Raw genomic sequence first — 15,885 nt, forward strand, 5'->3', positions numbered from 1 at the left:
TTGCCGCGGCAAGCCTTTTTCTTTTTGCGATTGCTTTGTAATTGAGAGCTTCCCATGACTGAGCCACTGCGCATCGTCTTTGCCGGCACCCCCGAATTCGCCGCTGAACACCTCAAGGCCCTGCTGGCCAGCCCTCATGAAATCGTCGCGGTCTATACCCAGCCGGATCGCCCTGCTGGTCGTGGACAGAAATTGATGCCCAGCCCGGTCAAGCAACTGGCTCTGGAGAATGGCCTGCAAGTGTTGCAGCCGCCGACCCTGCGCGATGCGCAAGCCCAGGCCGAACTGGCCGCGCTGAAGCCGGACTTGATGGTGGTGGTCGCCTACGGCTTGATCCTGCCGCAAGTGGTGCTGGATATCCCGCGCCTGGGCTGCATCAACAGCCACGCTTCGCTGTTGCCGCGCTGGCGCGGTGCGGCGCCGATCCAGCGCGCCGTGCAGGCCGGCGATGCCGAGAGCGGCGTGACCGTAATGCGCATGGAGGCCGGCCTGGACACGGGGCCGATGCTGCTCAAGGTGAACACGCCTATCGGCGCTGAAGACACGGGCGGCAGCCTGCATGATCGCCTCGCGCTGATCGGCCCGCCGGCCGTGGTCGAGGCCATCGCGGGCCTGGCCGCCGGCACGCTGGAAGGCGAAGTGCAGGATGACAGCCTCGCCACGTACGCGCACAAATTGAACAAGGACGAAGCCCGCATCGACTGGAGCCGTCCGGCCGTCGAACTGGAGCGCCTGGTGCGCGCCTTCAACCCTTGGCCGGTCTGCCACAGCACGTTGAACGGCGAAGCCGTGAAAGTCCTGGCCGCCAGCTGCGCCAAAGGGAAGGGCGCACCGGGTGAAATTCTCAGCGCCAGCAAAGACGGCCTCATCGTCGCCTGTGGCGCTCAGGCGCTGTGCCTGACCCGACTGCAATTGCCCGGCGGCAAGGCGCTGGGCTTCAGCGATCTGTTCAACAGCCGCCGTGAGAAGTTCGCCGTCGGCACCGTCCTCGGCCAAGCGGCGGACGCTTCATGAATCCGCGTCTGGCCGCCGCCAAGGCACTGGCCGCCGTTCTCGGCGGCAAGGCTTCGCTCAACAGTTCCCTGCCGACCCAACTGGACAAGGTCGAAGACCGTGATCGCGGTTTCACCCAGGACCTGGCGTTCGGCACCGCTCGTTGGCAACCACGGTTGTCGGCCCTCGCGGCCAAGCTGCTGCAGAAGCCGTTCAAGGCGGCCGATGCCGATGTCGAGGCGTTGTTGCTGGTGGGTCTCTACCAATTGCTCTACACCCGCGTTCCGGCCCACGCCGCTATCGGCGAAACCGTGGGTTGCGCCGACAAGCTGAAAAAGCCCTGGGCCAAGGCGCTGCTCAATGCCGTGCTGCGCCGCGCGCAACGGGAAAGCGAAACCCTGCTGGCGGAACTGGAACATGACCCGGTGGTGCGCACCGCTCATCCGCGCTGGCTGCAGAAATCCCTGAAAGCCTTCTGGCCTGACCAGTGGGAAGCCATCTGCGCGGCCAACAATGCCCATCCGCCGATGATCCTGCGGGTCAATCGCCGCCATCACGCTCGCGATGCTTACCTGGCCTTGCTGGGCGAAGCCGGCATCCCGGCCATCCCGTGCCAATACAGCCGCGACGGCATCATCCTGGAAACCCCGGGCGACGTCCGTGCCCTGCCAGGTTTCGCCGACGGCTGGATCAGCGTCCAGGACGAAGCCGCGCAGCTGGCCGCCGACTTGCTGGAACTGGCGCCGGGCCAACGGGTGCTGGACGCCTGTTGCGCCCCGGGCGGCAAGACCTGCCACATCCTCGAAGCCGAGCCGAAACTGGCCGGTGTGGTGGCGGTGGACCTGGAAGCCAAGCGCCTGGTGCGGGTGAAGGAAAACCTCGCGCGCCTGGGCCTGGATGCCGAGCTGTTCGCCGCCGATGGCCGCGACACCGCCGCCTGGTGGGACGGCAAGCCATTCCAGCGCATCCTGCTGGACGCGCCTTGCTCGGCCACTGGCGTCATCCGCCGACATCCGGACATCAAGCTCACCCGTCAGGCGGACGACATCGCCCCGTTGGCGCAACTGCAAGGGGAACTGCTCGACGCCCTGTGGCTGACCCTCGAAGTCGGCGGCATGCTGCTGTACGCCACATGCTCGACCTTGCCGACCGAGAACACCGAGGTGATCGAAGCATTCCTCGCCCGCACGCCGGGTGCACGGGAGTTGGACATCGCCACCCAGGCCGGCATCAAGCAGCCCCATGGCCGCCAGTTGCTGGCCCAGCAGGGCGGGCATGACGGGTTCTATTACGCCAAGTTGATCAAGATTGCCGCCGCACGCGGTTAAACCGATTCGATAGGAGTGGCTGGATGAAAATCATCATCCTCGGTGCAGGGCAAGTCGGCGGTTCGCTGGCAGAACATCTGGCCAGCGAGGCCAACGATATCACCGTGGTCGACACCGACGGCGAGCGCCTGCGCGACCTCGGCGACCGTCTCGACATCCGCACCGTGCAAGGGCGTGGCTCCTTGCCCACCGTGCTGCGCCAGGCCGGCGCCGACGACGCGGATATGCTGGTGGCGGTGACCAACAGCGATGAAACCAACATGGTCGCCTGCCAGGTCGCCCACACGCTGTTCCACACCCCGACCAAAATCGCCCGGGTGCGTGAAGCGGCCTACCTGACTCGCGCCGACCTGTTCGACAACGAAGCGATTCCGGTGGACGTGCTGATCAGCCCCGAGCAGGTGGTGACCAACTACATCAAGCGCCTGATCGAGCATCCCGGTGCCTTGCAGGTGATCGACTTCGCCGAGGGCAAGGCCCAACTGGTGGCGGTCAAGGCCTACTACGGCGGGCCGCTGGTGGGCCAGCAGCTGCGTCAGTTGCGCGAGCACATGCCCAATGTCGAAACCCGGGTCGCGGCGATTTTCCGCCGTGACCGGCCGATCCTGCCCCAGGGCGACACAGTGATCGAAGCGGACGACGAGGTGTTTTTCATCGCCGCCAAGGCGAATATTCGCGCAGTCATGAGCGAAATGCGCCGTCTCGACGAGAACTACAAACGCATCGTCATCGCCGGCGGCGGGCAGATCGGCGAACGTCTGGCCGAAGCCATCGAAAGCCGTTACCAGGTCAAGATCATCGAGATGAACCCGGCGCGCTGCCGCTACCTCTCGGACACGCTCGACAGCACCGTGGTGCTGCAAGGCAGTGCCTCGGACCGCGACCTGCTGCTGGAAGAAAACATCGCCGATGCCGACATCTTCCTCGCCCTGACCAACGACGACGAAGCCAACATCATGTCCTCGCTGCTCGCCAAACGCCTGGGTGCGAAGAAGGTCATGACCATCATCAACAATCCGGCCTACGTCGACCTGATCCAGGGCGGCGACATCGACATCGCCATCAGCCCGCAACTGGCAACCATCGGCACCTTGCTCGCCCACGTGCGCCGAGGCGACATCGTCAGCGTTCACTCCCTGCGCCGCGGCGCGGCCGAGGCCATCGAGGCGATCGCCCATGGCGATGCCAAGTCGAGCAAAGTGATCGGCAAAGCCATCCGCGACATCGGCCTGCCGCCCGGCACCACCATCGGCGCAATCATCCGCGACGAACAGGTGCTGATCGCCCACGACGTCACCACCATCCAGACCGGCGACCATGTGATCCTGTTCCTGGTGGACAAGAAGCATATTCGTGATGTCGAGAAGCTGTTCCATGTCGGGTTGAGCTTTTTCTGATTCAGCGTTTGCGGTGAGGCTACTGGCCTCATCGCGAGCAGGCTCGCTCCCACACAGGGATCTCCATTGCTCACAAAATCATGAGCAACCCCCAATCCCTGTGGGAGCGAGCTTGCTCGCGATAGCTATCTAACAGCCACTGATCGACCCCTGACACACCGATAAGGACGCCCCCATGCTCGACTCCCTCGAAAAAATGCTCGCCAAGGGCGTGGACAACTCCCTACTGCGCTTCGGCCTCGGCAAAGGCTACCTCGACCTAGGCGAATTCCCCCGCGCCGCCGAACACCTCCAACGCTGCGTCGAATTCGATCCCAAGTATTCGGCGGCCTGGAAACTATTGGGCAAGGCTCATCAAGGCCAAGGCGATGTAGCGGCGGCCCGCCAAGCCTGGGAACAAGGCCTGGAAGCCGCCCGGGCTCATGGTGACAAGCAGGCGGAAAAAGAAATGACCGTGTTCCTCAAGAAACTGGACCGCCATCCCTGAACGCCCCGCACCCGTGGCGAGGGAGCTTGCTCCCGCTTGAGTGCGCAGCACTCACAAAAAAGCCCACCGCGTTCTCACTACCAGCCCACACACAAAACCCCTGTGGCGAGGGGATTTATCCCCGCTGGGCTGCGAAGCGGCCCCAAATAGTCGACGTGGTCTGTCTAATGTACTTGGAACTAACAGAGGCTTCCCCTTGATAGATGTCTGTTTTCGGCCAAAGCAGCTTCAGATTGTCTCCGAAAGATTTGGATGGATGTGGTTGGGCAAGACAGCTATCAGCCAGGTCTGATAGCATTCGGCCATTAGTTGTGAATGGAATCAAGGAAGGGATTTCATGTTCAAAATAGCTCTGGTTGTTTCGATGCCTAAAATTTTTGGATTTTCGGACTGCAGATGCCAACGAGCGGGCTCCGATATCGCTTCTACGAATAATATCGGAAGTACTAGAGTCAATTATCAGCTGTTTTCTGCCTGGTAATAAACTCTTTAAGTTAAGTAGGTAAAATCAACATCCTTGCTATGGAAAGTCATATGAATATTAAGATGATGCTGCTTTTTGTTGGTCTGCTATTTAACTACGCTGTTGTAGCGGAGGAAGTTGGCGAGAACATTGTTGCACCTTTGGTCGAGGATGATCTAAGACAGGCAAAGGCTGATATTAGAGGGGTCGAGCGAAATATAAAAGCCATAGATGGCCTGTTGGAGAAAATTCAACATACTCAATTGCAAAGGACCCCAATCGATAGTGTCTCGGAAAGCAATTGGAGAAAAGGGAAAGCCTTAGTCGAAAGCTTTAAAGAAGGAGAGGTAAGTCCGGAAAAATATCGACAAGCTCTAGGTCTTCTCGGTCTGTCGCTGGACGGCGCGACAGATGTTAAAGGGGGGTTCTGGTTTCGTCCGGCCATGGACCTTTATTTTGAGCGAGATAGTTCGATCGACGCTAGCTACATGAAGATTGCTAGAACTGCCGCTAACGATGTAATAGCAAAATATTTGGCAGCCGTTAAAACAAATGGCGGTGCGATTAGTTTGATACTTGCCCACCGGCCGATTCCTTCCAGGCTTCTTCTAGATGAAGGTTCAGAAATGGATAATGATGAAATTAACTCTCATGTCTCAGAGTTGAAACTTTTAGTTGGCAAAAGCTACGAGTCCTTATATTCCTCCATTCAAGCCGGTTATTTTGAAGCGGTTCTTAATGGAAGAAATGCTGCCGAGCAGGCATTAAAAGGTATTCGAACTCAGGAAGTAGAAAGCTTGCGAGATAAAAGAAAGGTGTTATCTAATTTTATATTGGAGTTTAAGAAGTTAGAAAAGCAAGATGAGGCCCGTCGCGAAAGCACAGACATCAGGCTTGTGTATGCCGTCTACGGAATGATAGCAGTGTTACTATTTTTGTTTCTTGGTCTTAAAGTTTTTTCAGATGATGTGGCTAAGTCGTTAATAGTAAATAGATCTCTCGTAGAGGTTGTAGGAATGGCGTTTATGCTTATTACTATAATTATCCTCGGCACAGGTGAGAAATTAAGCAAAGAGATTTTAGGTACGTTGCTTGGTACTATTGCAGGTTATGTTTTTGCTCGTGGAACAGAGGACGCTAGGGCGGGCAAGAAGAATGCTGATTTGAATGGTGATAGAAATAATATTTCCTCAGAGAACCCACATGTATAGATATCCTAATCGTCCTCTGTTGGCTGGGTTCTGCAAATCACAACGGACAGAAATCGGCCAAATTCGAACATTCGTGGCAGGCATAACATGAAGGAAACCGGAGACATACCACGATTTGGGCTCACCTGTAATCGGCCCGTCTCATAATCGTGGTCTGTCCCCGTTGTCCCTCCGTTGTCCTCCTAACCATGCTTGAGAAAATCGTAGACGCACAGCAATCGTTTAAACTCTGTACAATTCCGATCACCATAAGATTTTAAATATTGTTCGAGATCATCAACGGTGATGTTGCTGTGGTACGCTGACCAAATGATTGACGCTGACTTATTCGTCGGTGCAACTGCATCATCATCCAGAATAGCTTTAATGGTGGTATGGTCAGTCTTGATCCGCTCTTTTGTTGCTTCCACCACCGCCTTGATTTTGGCTTTCTGCTGCGCTTTAAGCCGCTCTTCATCCTTTAGGGTTGTACAGACTTTAGCGAAACCAAATACCGGGAAAAATTGACTAGACTGGATTTTCTGCTTGTTAATTAGCTCGAGTAACTGATAATTTGACTCTTCTAGAATTTTGAAATAATTGCCGATCATTTCGGAAATCGTAAAGTACTGGTACTGGATCGTTCTGGCGGAGCCGATCGCCAGAATTTTATCGCTGTTTTTTAATGTATCCAGATCTTCTGTAATGGTGACTTTGATCTCCCCGCCTGCAAAAATTTCTTTAACGATATTTTGTACTTTGCGAACATCCATCGCAGTTACCGGCAAGGTAAGTCCAGAAATCGCCTCGTAGACAGCTGCGAAATTGTCGGTTTTAATTTTATTGATTCGGATGGTGGAAGAGAACCCTTCAAGATCGATGTCATGCTCTGTAATATCGGTCGAGTCCGATCCCGCTTCGTATTCAATGAGTAAAAAATTTTCCCTGATTTTTTTTGCGTGATCAGAATTTGGTTTCACGTATGTGAATATTGTGCGCAAGAGGGCTTTTATATTTTCATCACTTACGCTGTACCCGATAAATACGATTGGATTATGTATGAATAAAGATAGTAACTGTGCACGGATCAATTCGTAGCGAGCAAAAAAAGCCTCATAATCCGCCTCACTAATAATAATTTTTGTCGGATGATCTACGCACCCGTGAATTTTGTAAACCGATCCATAAGGGTTACTCAGCAATATATCGTTGCCAATTAGCGGCGAGAACTCAAAAAATTGTTCCAAGAATCGATCATAGTTAGTGGTTATGATGGATCCTATATTTTTGCTGGCGCGTTTGAGAGCGGCGAGTTCATCCCCATACTCTTCCTTGATGTTTACATCGCCGAGAATATGTGAGATGTATATTTTGAGCCGGCTGATGCTTACCCCAATTTGCATGTTTTCATAAAACGTATCATTAACAAATTTCAAGGGGCCGTCGCGATCTTGCGCAATTTCTCTGTTAAAGACCTCTTCTAGTTTCGTGGCTACCCGATCGTATCGAAACTCACCATCCACCTCGCAATCTGCTTTGATGTCGTAATAAAATTCATCAGTACCCCGTAGGTCGCAAGAAATTTTTCTGAGTAAGCCGTCCCAAGTATACGACTGCCTTAAATAGCGAAGACTGACCCCGGTTCCGACAAATAAGATCGGATGATTTCGGTACGTTCCGATGAACTCTTCGACCTTCATAACAGCCCCGACTGGATTATAGATTTAATGAGGATTTATACCATGCGACAGGGGTGGCGGGTATACCCGACGTTTCGGACTGACAGTACGGGCTAGGGCAGCTCATTCAAGATTGTCAGCTTCTATTGGGCCACACGATCCAGAGCTCCAGCTAAGTCGGTAACACTACGACTCATCAGCTCTCTATCCATCCTCGGGCGATTTATTGCTTATTTCGTTCGCTATCTACTGACAATAGACCAAAAACCCGACGCTAAACGCCGGGTTTTTTCGTTAAGGAATAAATCCTACCGCCGCGGCTCCACGTTATCCAACACCCGATTCGCCAACAACGAACTCAGCTCAATCAACTGCTGAATCCCCAGCGCCACATGACGCCGTGTCCCATCCAGATCAAACGCCAGATCACTCACCATTGCATCAGCCGAAGCCAACGTCTCGGCGAGGTTGGCGAGTAGGCATTCGTTATCGAGGCCTTCCACGACGGTGTATAGCTGCCCCGGTTTGAGGTCGTCTTGGGATCTTTCCGGTTTAGGTTCGGTGGTTTCGTCTTGCTGCTTGGCTTTGGATTTTGCGGATTGTGTGACGGGGTCTGTTTCTGGAGGATTCGAAGTTGCTTTGAACATTTGAATATTTCCATTAGTAGGGCCGCAACCGCCTCGCTACTAAACGAAATGGTGGCAGCTGTGCGCAAGTTAGTAGACCGGTGAAATACACAAAGCCCGGCGCGCCCGAGGGCGCCATGCGCACAGCTACCATCGAGTGCAGGCAAATGCCCGACTGATGAGACCTGTGCAACCGCCGTGTATTTCCTGGGCTACTAAACCCGACCACTGATGGGCAGTGGCAGGAAGACAATAAAACCCAGGAACAAGGCGCACAAGCCGGCGGATTCTGGCGTAGTTGTAGGCAAAGGCGCAAGGATGCGTAGCTAGATGGACGTTGTAGGCGGGGGCTGTAGGAGAGAAGTGTTTTGGCGATGCAGGTGGGTTGTTTTGCTCAATCCAGCAGCACGAAATGATTTGAATCCAATCCGCCCGTTGCAGAGAATTGCCCCCTTTACCCCAAAAGGATACGGGCGATGAAGTTCGAAGGGACTTTCCAATACATGGGCAATCACGGGATCGTTTTCACCGTTTCGCAGATCACCCTCACCGACAGCGAACGTGGGCGCTTGCGCGAGCTGCATTTTGGCGAGGCAAAACACGCTCACTATGAAGTCAACAGCAAGGTCGTCGAGGTATACGACAAGATGCAGGCCAAGGGCCTGCCTTGCATGATGATGATCGGCATCTCCAAGCCGCTGACCCGACAACAGGGCGATGCCCTCAACGCCCAGCGCACCACGATCGCCACCCTTGCAGCCGCAGCCTTCGCTTCCGCCGCCAAGGCTGTGGCCCCCCCTTACGTGGCGGCATCCGTAGGGGTGGGTGTGCGCAAGTATGCCAATGAAATCCTGCCCACCTACCATGCTGGAGATGTCCTGGTCAGCATTGAGGCGCAGGTCAACGGCGGTATCGGCCCGCAACGCACCCTCTCGACATTGATCATCAAGGCCTGACCGGAGACGTACATGTCCGAAATTACTCAATTGGTCATTGCCTTGGTGGTGTCCTTTCTTCTTGATCGATTCCTCAAGCCCTATCTGCTACGTAAGTGGCTAGGCGTGGTGATGATGGCGGCGGGTGTGGTTGGTTGCTTTGTGGCAGGTCAGAACCGCTTGTTGGGGTTTGATCTGGGGTTGCTGTCGGTTTTTGCCGTGGTGATAGGGATGGGGTTGTTCATGAAGCGGCGGCGGTTTGAGGAGGTTGGCTGAGCGGAAAAAGGGGCGGATCTTATTTCAGCTAACCCGCATTGTCCGGTTTTGCGACTGCTGCGCAGACCAGCGGGAGCAAGCTCCCTCGCCACGGGGGGTAGCGCTGACCAAACCGCTTTCCCTATCGTTATCGCAACGTGCCCGTTGCTTATAGATAATCCATCTGCGAATCATTAGCATTAGTGACATCGAATTCCGGTTTCCCCGCAGGTGCTCACTCCATGCCACTTCCATCCCGCCTTACGTTGCTTGCCGCGTGCTGCTCAGTCAGTTTTCTTGTCCAGGCCGCAGAACCTATTGAATTGGGAGTGACCGACGTTACTGCCGATGGGATCAAAGCCAATTCCAACACACTGCCAGCGCCTTACGCGGGTGGTCAGGTGGCGAGGGGAGGCCGGATGGGGGTGTTGGGAAATCAGGACAACATGGATGTCCCCTTCGTGATGACGAGTTACACCTCGCAGCTGATTGAAGATCAACAAGCCGAAGACGTGGGTGATGTGCTGCTCAATGATCCGTCGGTGCGTCAATCCTATGGATTTGGTAACCAATCCCAGGTGTTCGTGATTCGAGGCCTGCCGCTTGCCAGCGACGACATTTCCTACAACGGGCTGTACGGCGTTTTACCCCGTCAGATTCTGTCGACCGATGCGATCGAGCGTGTCGAGGTATTCAAAGGTCCCAACGCGTTTATCAACGGTGTCAGTCCGACGGGCTCGGGTCTTGGCGGCGGCGTCAACTTGCAGCCCAAACGCGCGGAGGATGTCCCGACTCGTCGTTATACGCAGGACATCAGCACCGATGGCCGCGTTGGCGAGCATTTGGATATCGGGCAGCGATTCGGCGAGGATAACCGCTTTGGCGCCAGGTTGAACCTGAGCCAGCGCGAAGGTGCAACTGCGATCGACGACCAGGATCAGCGCACCAAGTTGTTCGTTGCGGGCTTGGACTATCGGGGTGATGACTTCCGCGTTTCCACCGATTTCGGCTATCAGAAACAGCGTATCAATGGACTGCGCAATTCGGTGAACATCGGCAACGCCACCCGCATACCCACGGCTCCGCACGCTAGCCACAATTATGGGCAGGACTGGACTTACTCCGAAACCGAAGACACCTTCGGCATGGTCCGTGGCGATTGGGATCTGAACGAAAACTGGACCGCCTACCTGGCTGGCGGTGTGAAGCACACCCGAGAAACCGGGGTCTACGCCACACCGACATTGGTCGGCAATAACGGCGTAGCGACGATCGGTGGCTCGGAAATTCCGCACAACGAAGACAATACCTCGTTCAGTGGCGGGTTGAACGGGCGCTTTGACACGGGCCCTGTTTCCCATCAGGTGGCGATCGGCGGCTCAACGATCTGGACCGAGCAGGAAAACGCCTACACGTTCTATCGTCCTGTTACCGGCAACAGCAATCTCTACGACACTCCGAAGCTTCCCAAACCGACGGCGGTGTCCAGCACGGGCGGTGAAATGGGTGATCCCGGGGTGACCGGTAAAACCCGCAACCGTAGCCTGGCGATTTCCGACACGTTGGGCTTGTTCGATGACAAATTGCTGGTCACTTATGGTGTTCGTCGTCAGCAGTTGCGTGTCGAAAACTACAAGTACGATGGCACCACCTCAAACGGTGCCGCCAACGCAGCAAACGATGGCAGCCGTAGCTCGCTCTACGATGAAGCCGTTACCACGCCTGTCTACGGCATCGTCTACAAGCCTGTGGAAAGCGTGTCGCTCTACGCCAACCGAATCGAAGGCCTTGCAAAGGGGCCGGTGGCGTCCGGTACGGGCATCACGAACTTGGGCGAAGCCTTTCCCCCTGGCCGCACCAAACAGTTGGAAGCGGGCATCAAGCTGGACATGCAGACCTTCGGTGCCAACGTGGGGGTTTTCCGCATCGAGAAACCTTCCGATGGTTACGTCGACAACGCGCAGAGGCTTTATGTGCGCGATGGTGAGCAGGTTAACAAGGGGCTGGAGATCAGCGTTTTCGGCGAGCCAATCGAAGGCCTCCGCTTGATGGCCGGCGGCACCCGCATGACGTCCGAACTCAAGAAAACCGCGGGCGGTCGCAACGATGGCAATCACGCCATTGGCGTGCCGACGTTCCAGCTCAATGCCAGCGTGGATTGGGATGTCCCGGGCATCGAAGGCGCCGCTCTCAGCGCCAGGATGCTGCGCACTGGCGGGCAATACGCGGATCAGGCCAACAACCTGAGCTTGCCCACCTGGAACCGTTTCGACGCTGGCGCACGTTATAAAGTGAAGGTCGCGGAGAAAGACCTGACGTTGCGCGTCAACGTGGAAAACATCACCGACAAGAACTATTGGGCTTCGGCAAACGGCGGCTATCTCTCGCAGGGTGATCCACGGTTGGTGAAGTTTTCGGGGACTGTTGATTTCTAACTATTCGTTTGAGCAAGGCTCGAAATATCGAGACTGAAGAGGGTAACCCGACCCTCTGTGGCGAGGGAGCTTGCTCCCGCTGGCCTGCGCAGCAGGCCCCTGCATTTCTTCAGGCAAACCGTATCGTCCGGTCTTGCGGCTGCTGCGCAACCGAGCGGGAGCAAGCTCCCTCGCCACAGGTCTTGCATCGTTTATTTGTGTTTCAGCATCTCCGGCAACTGCGCCACCAACTTCTGATTATTCAACGGCGCACGGATAAACCCACGTTGGGTGCCGTCCGGGCCGATGACGGCGAGGTTGCCGCTGTGGTCGACGGTGTAGTTGGGCTTGCTGGTGTCCGCCGGGATGAACGGGATGCTCACCGCGTTGGCGAGCTTTTGCAGGTCTTGCACCGAGGCGGCGGTCAGGCCGATGAACTGCGGGTCGAAGTAACCCAGGTATTGCTTGAGTTGCTTGGGCGTGTCGCGGTTCGGGTCGACGCTCACCAGCACGATCTGCAACTTGGCTACCGCCTCGGGCGGCAGCTCGCTCTTGATCTGGCGCAGCTGGGCGAGGGTGGTCGGGCAGATGTCCGGGCAGAAGGTGTAGCCGAAGAACAGCAGGCTCCATTTGTCTTTCAGCTCGTTCATCGTCACTGGTTGGCCGTCCTGGTCGGTCATTTTCACGTCCGGCAGGGTGCGGCTTTGCGGCAATAGGATGATGCCAGCGTCAATCAGTGCGGTCGGGTCGCCCTGGCCTTTGCCGGACAGCACTTTATTGATGGTCAGGCCGAGGATCAGGGCGATCACGGCCACGAGGATGAAGACGGTTTTCTGGGTTCGGGTCATAGGCTCAACAGTAAGTAGTGATCTACAAGCAGGGCGATGAACAGTAGGAACAAGTACCAGATAGAGTACTTGAACGTGTTGATCGCCGCGTGCGGCCGACTGCCACGGTACAGCACCACGGCCCATTGCAGGAACCTGGCGCCCAGTACGAGAGCGCACGCCAGGTACAGCAACCCGCTCATCTGGATCACGAAGGGCATCAGGCTGACCGCCAGCAGCACCAGGGTGTACAGCAGGATATGGATCTTGGTGTAGTGCTCGCCGTGGGTCACCGGCAGCATCGGGATGTCTGCCTTGGCGTATTCCTCCTTGCGATGGATCGCCAGGGCCCAGAAATGTGGTGGCGTCCAGGCGAAGATGATCAACACCAGCAGCAACGGTTCGGCGCTGACGTGACCGGTGGCCGCGACCCAGCCCAGCAACGGTGGCGCCGCGCCTGCGAGGCCGCCAATGACGATGTTCTGAGGTGTGGCGCGCTTGAGAAACCCGGTGTAGATCACCGCGTAGCCGAGCAGCGAGGCCAGGGTCAGCCAGGCGGTCAGCGGATTGGTGAACACCAGCAGCATCGCCTGGCCGGCCAGCGCCAGTGCCAGGGCGAACGTCAGTGCGGCGGCCGGCGAGACCCGGCCCTCGGCCAATGGCCGCTTGTGTGTGCGCGCCATCACCGCGTCGATACGCCGATCCACCACATGGTTGACCGCCGCCGCGCCACCGGCGCACAGCGCAATCCCCAGGTTGCCGAACACCAGCACTGTCCAGGGCACTCCAGCGCGGGTCGCGAGGAACATGCCGACCAGCGAGGTGATCAGCATCAACACCACCACCTTGGGTTTGGTCAGCTCCAGGTAATCGCGCCAGATCGCCTGGCTGTGGCGTGTACCGGTCAGGGTTGCCATGGCATCTCTCCTTTGATCGTGATGGGGCCGACGCCGTGTTCAGGCGGATTGAAGCGCCAGCGCAGCGGGACCTGATGCCGTACCCGGACCAGGCTGGTCCGGGCGTGATAGTTGACCAGCACCAGGCTCAGCAACAGCGCGGCACCCCCAGCGTTATGGGCCACCGCCACCGGCAGCGGCAGATGAAACACGACGTTGCTTATACCCAGGGTAATTTGCGCTGCGAGTGCGGCGAGGACCAGTCCCGCCAGTCGGGTCATGCCCACAGTCTTGAGCTGCCAGGCCAGCCCCAGCAGCACCACGGTCACCAGCAAGGCGCCGATGCGGTGGGTCACGTGGATGGCGGTGCGAGCGTCGCTGTCCAGTTGCCCGCCCAGGTAGTTCGGGCCGATGTGCTGGGTCAGGTGGAAGCCATTGGCGAAATCCGCGGGGGGCATCCATTGGCCGTGGCAGGTAGGAAAGTCGATACAGGCCACCGCGGCGTAATTGGAGCTGACCCAACCGCCCAGGGCGATCTGGCCGATTACCAGCAACAGCCCAGCCGTGGCCCAGTGTTGCAGGCGCTTGGGCACGGTCAGCGCCGGCAACACGCCGGACAATCTCAACGTGAGCAAAAACAGCAGGCTCAACGTTGCGAACCCGCCGAGCAAATGCCCGGTGACCACCTGCGGCCAGAGCTTGAGCGTGACGGTCCACATGCCGAACGCCGCCTGGGCGAACACCACCGCCAGCAGGAACAGCGGCAGTTTTAATGGCAGGCCGGGGTGCCGGCGGTTCGTCCAGGCGCGGGCGGCCAGCGCGACAATCATCAGTGCCAACGCACCGGCGAAATAACGATGGACCATCTCGTTCCAGCCTTTATGGGCTTCCACCGGGGTGTCGGGAAAATGCAACTCGGCATGGGCCAGTTGGGCTTCGCCCTTGGGCACGCTGATGAAACCGTAGCAACCGGGCCAATCGGGGCAACCGAGGCCGGCGTGAGTCAGGCGGGTGTAGGCGCCCAACAGTACGACAATCAATGCCAGCAACGTGGCAAACAGCGCGAGGCGAAATCCAGGCTTGGCCATGTCGATGCCCTTATCCGATGTTGGACAGTTTCAGCAGATGGCGCAGGTCGTTGAGCAGGTCCTTGCCCTTGACCCGGGCGTCGTAGCGCAGCACCAGGTTGCTGTGGGGGTCGATGATCCACAACTGGGCGCCGCCGGAGCCCTGGGCGCCTTTCTGATAGGCCGGCAGGTCTAGCGGATAACGTTGTAGTTGCGGATATTCGCGCTGCAGTTGGGCGTCGTATTCCGCCTCGAGCGGTTGCGCTATCGCCAGGGCATGGCTGGCGCGGCCGGCCTCGCGGCCCAGGCCGATCTGCACCTGCCGAGCCAGGTACACCAATTGCCGGCAATCCACCGAACACTCCTGCGGCGCCGTTACCAGGATCTGCCAGCGCTGCTCGTCGGCCTGCACGCCGATGTCCGCGCGGGACTGGCCGTTGCCGATCAACTCGCCGTGATAGCTGCGGCTGTCCGGGACCCAGAACTGGAATTTGTACATGCCGGTGGCGAGGATCATCGGGCCGACCACGCCCAGCACAATCAACAGCAATTGCACGCGCCCCTTGCGCCGGCTGCGTGCGTCGGGCGCGTCAGACATGTTGGTTGGATTCATGGTGCTTCCCATGGTGTCTCCCTGCGTTGTGCCATCCGAGATAAAGGAAAAGGCCGAACAGCGCCGCCGCCATGGCGAACCACTGCACGGCATAACCGAGATGTTTTTCCGGGCCCATGGCAACCACCGGCCAATCGGTCCGGTAGGTGCCAGGGCCGCTTTGTTGTCTCAATTCGTAGGCGAAGCCGCCGCGGCCCAGTTCGGCCCAGAGCTTCTGCGGTTCGATAGCGGTGACCAGCCGTGGCCACGGTGCGCTGGCCGGGTCGGCGTGCAGTTGGAACGTGGCGCCGGGCGCGACGTAGACCCAGGCTTGCAGGTCGATGGGTTGCTCGGGCGTATTGAAGACCGGCGGCGTACGGCGATCAGGCCAGGGCAGCCAGCCGCGATTGACCAGCAGCCACAGCCCGCTGGCGTGGTCGAGGAACGGTTGCAGCAGTTCGACGCCGACCTTGCCGTCGTGCTGGCGGTTATCCAGCAGCAGGCTGTGTTCGGCGTCGAACTGGCCGTGCAGGCTGACGAGACGAAAGGCCGGATCCGTTGTTTGCGAAAGCTCCACGCTGTCCATCGGCTTGGCCACGCGGCGCTCGGCGTAGGTGTCCATGAGCAGGCGTTTCTGCTCGCCCCGGCTCAATTGCCAGAACCCCAGGCACACCATCACCGGCACCAGCACGGCCACCACCAGCGACGGCACGAGACCTGGCCGGAAGCCTTTCAT

Annotated in this window: 15 protein-coding genes; 8 read left to right on the forward strand and 7 right to left on the reverse strand. The window is 57.6% G+C overall.

The features are described 5' to 3' along the window. The first annotated feature begins 54 nt into the window (after positions 1 to 54). From fmt to J3P94_RS01020, 5 genes are all read left to right on the forward strand, one after another. Complete coding sequence (fmt, locus tag J3P94_RS01000) at positions 55 to 1,014, forward strand: methionyl-tRNA formyltransferase (protein WP_434570797.1); 960 nt, start codon at positions 55 to 57, stop codon at positions 1,012 to 1,014. Beyond that, entirely contained in the window at positions 1,011 to 2,321 is a 1,311-nt protein-coding gene (gene rsmB / locus J3P94_RS01005; protein ID WP_434570799.1) for a 16S rRNA (cytosine(967)-C(5))-methyltransferase RsmB, read from the forward strand. The genes fmt and rsmB overlap by 4 nt, the downstream gene beginning before the upstream one ends. 23 nt (positions 2,322 to 2,344) lie before the next feature. Continuing rightward, positions 2,345 to 3,718, forward strand: coding sequence for a Trk system potassium transporter TrkA (gene trkA, locus J3P94_RS01010; RefSeq protein ID WP_305497805.1), 1,374 nt, complete (start codon positions 2,345 to 2,347; stop codon positions 3,716 to 3,718). Between the two features lie 175 nt (positions 3,719 to 3,893). Further along, positions 3,894 to 4,205 carry a tetratricopeptide repeat protein gene (locus J3P94_RS01015; protein WP_434570801.1) on the forward strand — a complete coding sequence of 104 codons (312 nt, stop codon included), beginning with the start codon at positions 3,894 to 3,896 and terminating at the stop codon, positions 4,203 to 4,205. Between the two features lie 534 nt (positions 4,206 to 4,739). Continuing rightward, positions 4,740 to 5,879 (forward strand): hypothetical protein, encoded by a 1,140-nt coding sequence (locus J3P94_RS01020; protein ID WP_434570803.1) that lies wholly within the window; start codon positions 4,740 to 4,742, stop codon positions 5,877 to 5,879. Positions 5,880 to 6,061: 182 nt separating this feature from the next. Here the strand turns inward: J3P94_RS01020 and J3P94_RS01025 are convergent, their stop codons facing one another. Both J3P94_RS01025 and J3P94_RS01030 read right to left on the reverse strand, forming a co-directional pair. Beyond that, positions 6,062 to 7,558 (reverse strand): SIR2 family protein, encoded by a 1,497-nt coding sequence (locus tag J3P94_RS01025; protein ID WP_434570805.1) that lies wholly within the window; start codon positions 7,556 to 7,558, stop codon positions 6,062 to 6,064. A 287-nt stretch (positions 7,559 to 7,845) separates the two neighbouring features. Next, positions 7,846 to 8,184: a DUF6124 family protein gene (locus J3P94_RS01030; RefSeq protein ID WP_434570807.1), complete on the reverse strand. Its 339-nt coding sequence runs from the start codon at positions 8,182 to 8,184 to the stop codon at positions 7,846 to 7,848. 455 nt (positions 8,185 to 8,639) lie between these two features. Here J3P94_RS01030 and J3P94_RS01035 point away from each other — a divergent pair, with 455 nt between their 5' ends. The 3 genes from J3P94_RS01035 to J3P94_RS01045 all read left to right on the forward strand — a co-directional run bounded on the left by J3P94_RS01035 (position 8,640) and on the right by J3P94_RS01045 (position 11,788). Next, on the forward strand, positions 8,640 to 9,119 hold the full coding sequence (locus J3P94_RS01035; protein WP_434570809.1) for a hypothetical protein: 480 nt from the start codon (positions 8,640 to 8,642) through the stop codon (positions 9,117 to 9,119). A gap of 12 nt (positions 9,120 to 9,131) precedes the next feature. Further along, positions 9,132 to 9,374 (forward strand): hypothetical protein, encoded by a 243-nt coding sequence (locus J3P94_RS01040; RefSeq protein ID WP_434570810.1) that lies wholly within the window; start codon positions 9,132 to 9,134, stop codon positions 9,372 to 9,374. 221 nt (positions 9,375 to 9,595) lie between these two features. Next, the gene (locus J3P94_RS01045) at positions 9,596 to 11,788 is read left to right on the forward strand and encodes a TonB-dependent receptor (protein WP_434570812.1); all 2,193 of its coding nucleotides are present in this window, start codon (positions 9,596 to 9,598) and stop codon (positions 11,786 to 11,788) included. Between the two features lie 191 nt (positions 11,789 to 11,979). Here J3P94_RS01045 and J3P94_RS01050 read toward each other — a convergent pair whose 3' ends face one another. The 5 genes from J3P94_RS01050 to J3P94_RS01070 are packed head-to-tail and all read right to left on the reverse strand — an operon-like array spanning position 11,980 to position 15,885. Further along, complete coding sequence (locus J3P94_RS01050; RefSeq protein WP_434570814.1) at positions 11,980 to 12,615, reverse strand: SCO family protein; 636 nt, start codon at positions 12,613 to 12,615, stop codon at positions 11,980 to 11,982. Then, positions 12,612 to 13,511: a heme o synthase gene (gene cyoE, locus J3P94_RS01055; protein WP_305497816.1), complete on the reverse strand. Its 900-nt coding sequence runs from the start codon at positions 13,509 to 13,511 to the stop codon at positions 12,612 to 12,614. Before cyoE ends, J3P94_RS01050 begins: the two co-directional genes overlap by 4 nt. Further along, positions 13,499 to 14,578 carry a COX15/CtaA family protein gene (locus tag J3P94_RS01060; RefSeq protein ID WP_434570816.1) on the reverse strand — a complete coding sequence of 360 codons (1,080 nt, stop codon included), beginning with the start codon at positions 14,576 to 14,578 and terminating at the stop codon, positions 13,499 to 13,501. The genes cyoE and J3P94_RS01060 overlap by 13 nt, the downstream gene beginning before the upstream one ends. A 10-nt stretch (positions 14,579 to 14,588) precedes the next feature. Then, positions 14,589 to 15,182: a hypothetical protein gene (locus J3P94_RS01065; protein WP_434570817.1), complete on the reverse strand. Its 594-nt coding sequence runs from the start codon at positions 15,180 to 15,182 to the stop codon at positions 14,589 to 14,591. Continuing rightward, positions 15,148 to 15,885, reverse strand: coding sequence for an SURF1 family protein (locus J3P94_RS01070; RefSeq protein ID WP_434570819.1), 738 nt, complete (start codon positions 15,883 to 15,885; stop codon positions 15,148 to 15,150). The genes J3P94_RS01065 and J3P94_RS01070 overlap by 35 nt, the downstream gene beginning before the upstream one ends.

Origin of the sequence: Pseudomonas sp. Z3-8 (genome assembly GCF_051131975.1) — a bacterium.
GTDB lineage: Bacteria > Pseudomonadota > Gammaproteobacteria > Pseudomonadales > Pseudomonadaceae > Aquipseudomonas.

What these genes read in the sequence shown, in the direction of transcription:
- J3P94_RS01035 (WP_434570809.1), top strand. Translation starts at nt 8,640, where the DNA reads ATGAAGTTCGAAGGGACTTTCCAATACATGGGCAATCACGGGATCGTT.
- J3P94_RS01030 (WP_434570807.1), bottom strand. Translation starts at nt 8,184, where the DNA reads ATGTTCAAAGCAACTTCGAATCCTCCAGAAACAGACCCCGTCACACAA.
- J3P94_RS01065 (WP_434570817.1), bottom strand. Translation starts at nt 15,182, where the DNA reads ATGGGAAGCACCATGAATCCAACCAACATGTCTGACGCGCCCGACGCA.
- J3P94_RS01015 (WP_434570801.1), top strand. Translation starts at nt 3,894, where the DNA reads ATGCTCGACTCCCTCGAAAAAATGCTCGCCAAGGGCGTGGACAACTCC.
- J3P94_RS01045 (WP_434570812.1), top strand. Translation starts at nt 9,596, where the DNA reads ATGCCACTTCCATCCCGCCTTACGTTGCTTGCCGCGTGCTGCTCAGTC.
- trkA (WP_305497805.1), top strand. Translation starts at nt 2,345, where the DNA reads ATGAAAATCATCATCCTCGGTGCAGGGCAAGTCGGCGGTTCGCTGGCA.
- J3P94_RS01050 (WP_434570814.1), bottom strand. Translation starts at nt 12,615, where the DNA reads ATGACCCGAACCCAGAAAACCGTCTTCATCCTCGTGGCCGTGATCGCC.
- rsmB (WP_434570799.1), top strand. Translation starts at nt 1,011, where the DNA reads ATGAATCCGCGTCTGGCCGCCGCCAAGGCACTGGCCGCCGTTCTCGGC.
- J3P94_RS01040 (WP_434570810.1), top strand. Translation starts at nt 9,132, where the DNA reads ATGTCCGAAATTACTCAATTGGTCATTGCCTTGGTGGTGTCCTTTCTT.
- J3P94_RS01025 (WP_434570805.1), bottom strand. Translation starts at nt 7,558, where the DNA reads ATGAAGGTCGAAGAGTTCATCGGAACGTACCGAAATCATCCGATCTTA.
- J3P94_RS01070 (WP_434570819.1), bottom strand. Translation starts at nt 15,885, where the DNA reads ATGAAAGGCTTCCGGCCAGGTCTCGTGCCGTCGCTGGTGGTGGCCGTG.
- J3P94_RS01020 (WP_434570803.1), top strand. Translation starts at nt 4,740, where the DNA reads ATGAATATTAAGATGATGCTGCTTTTTGTTGGTCTGCTATTTAACTAC.
- fmt (WP_434570797.1), top strand. Translation starts at nt 55, where the DNA reads ATGACTGAGCCACTGCGCATCGTCTTTGCCGGCACCCCCGAATTCGCC.
- J3P94_RS01060 (WP_434570816.1), bottom strand. Translation starts at nt 14,578, where the DNA reads ATGGCCAAGCCTGGATTTCGCCTCGCGCTGTTTGCCACGTTGCTGGCA.
- cyoE (WP_305497816.1), bottom strand. Translation starts at nt 13,511, where the DNA reads ATGGCAACCCTGACCGGTACACGCCACAGCCAGGCGATCTGGCGCGAT.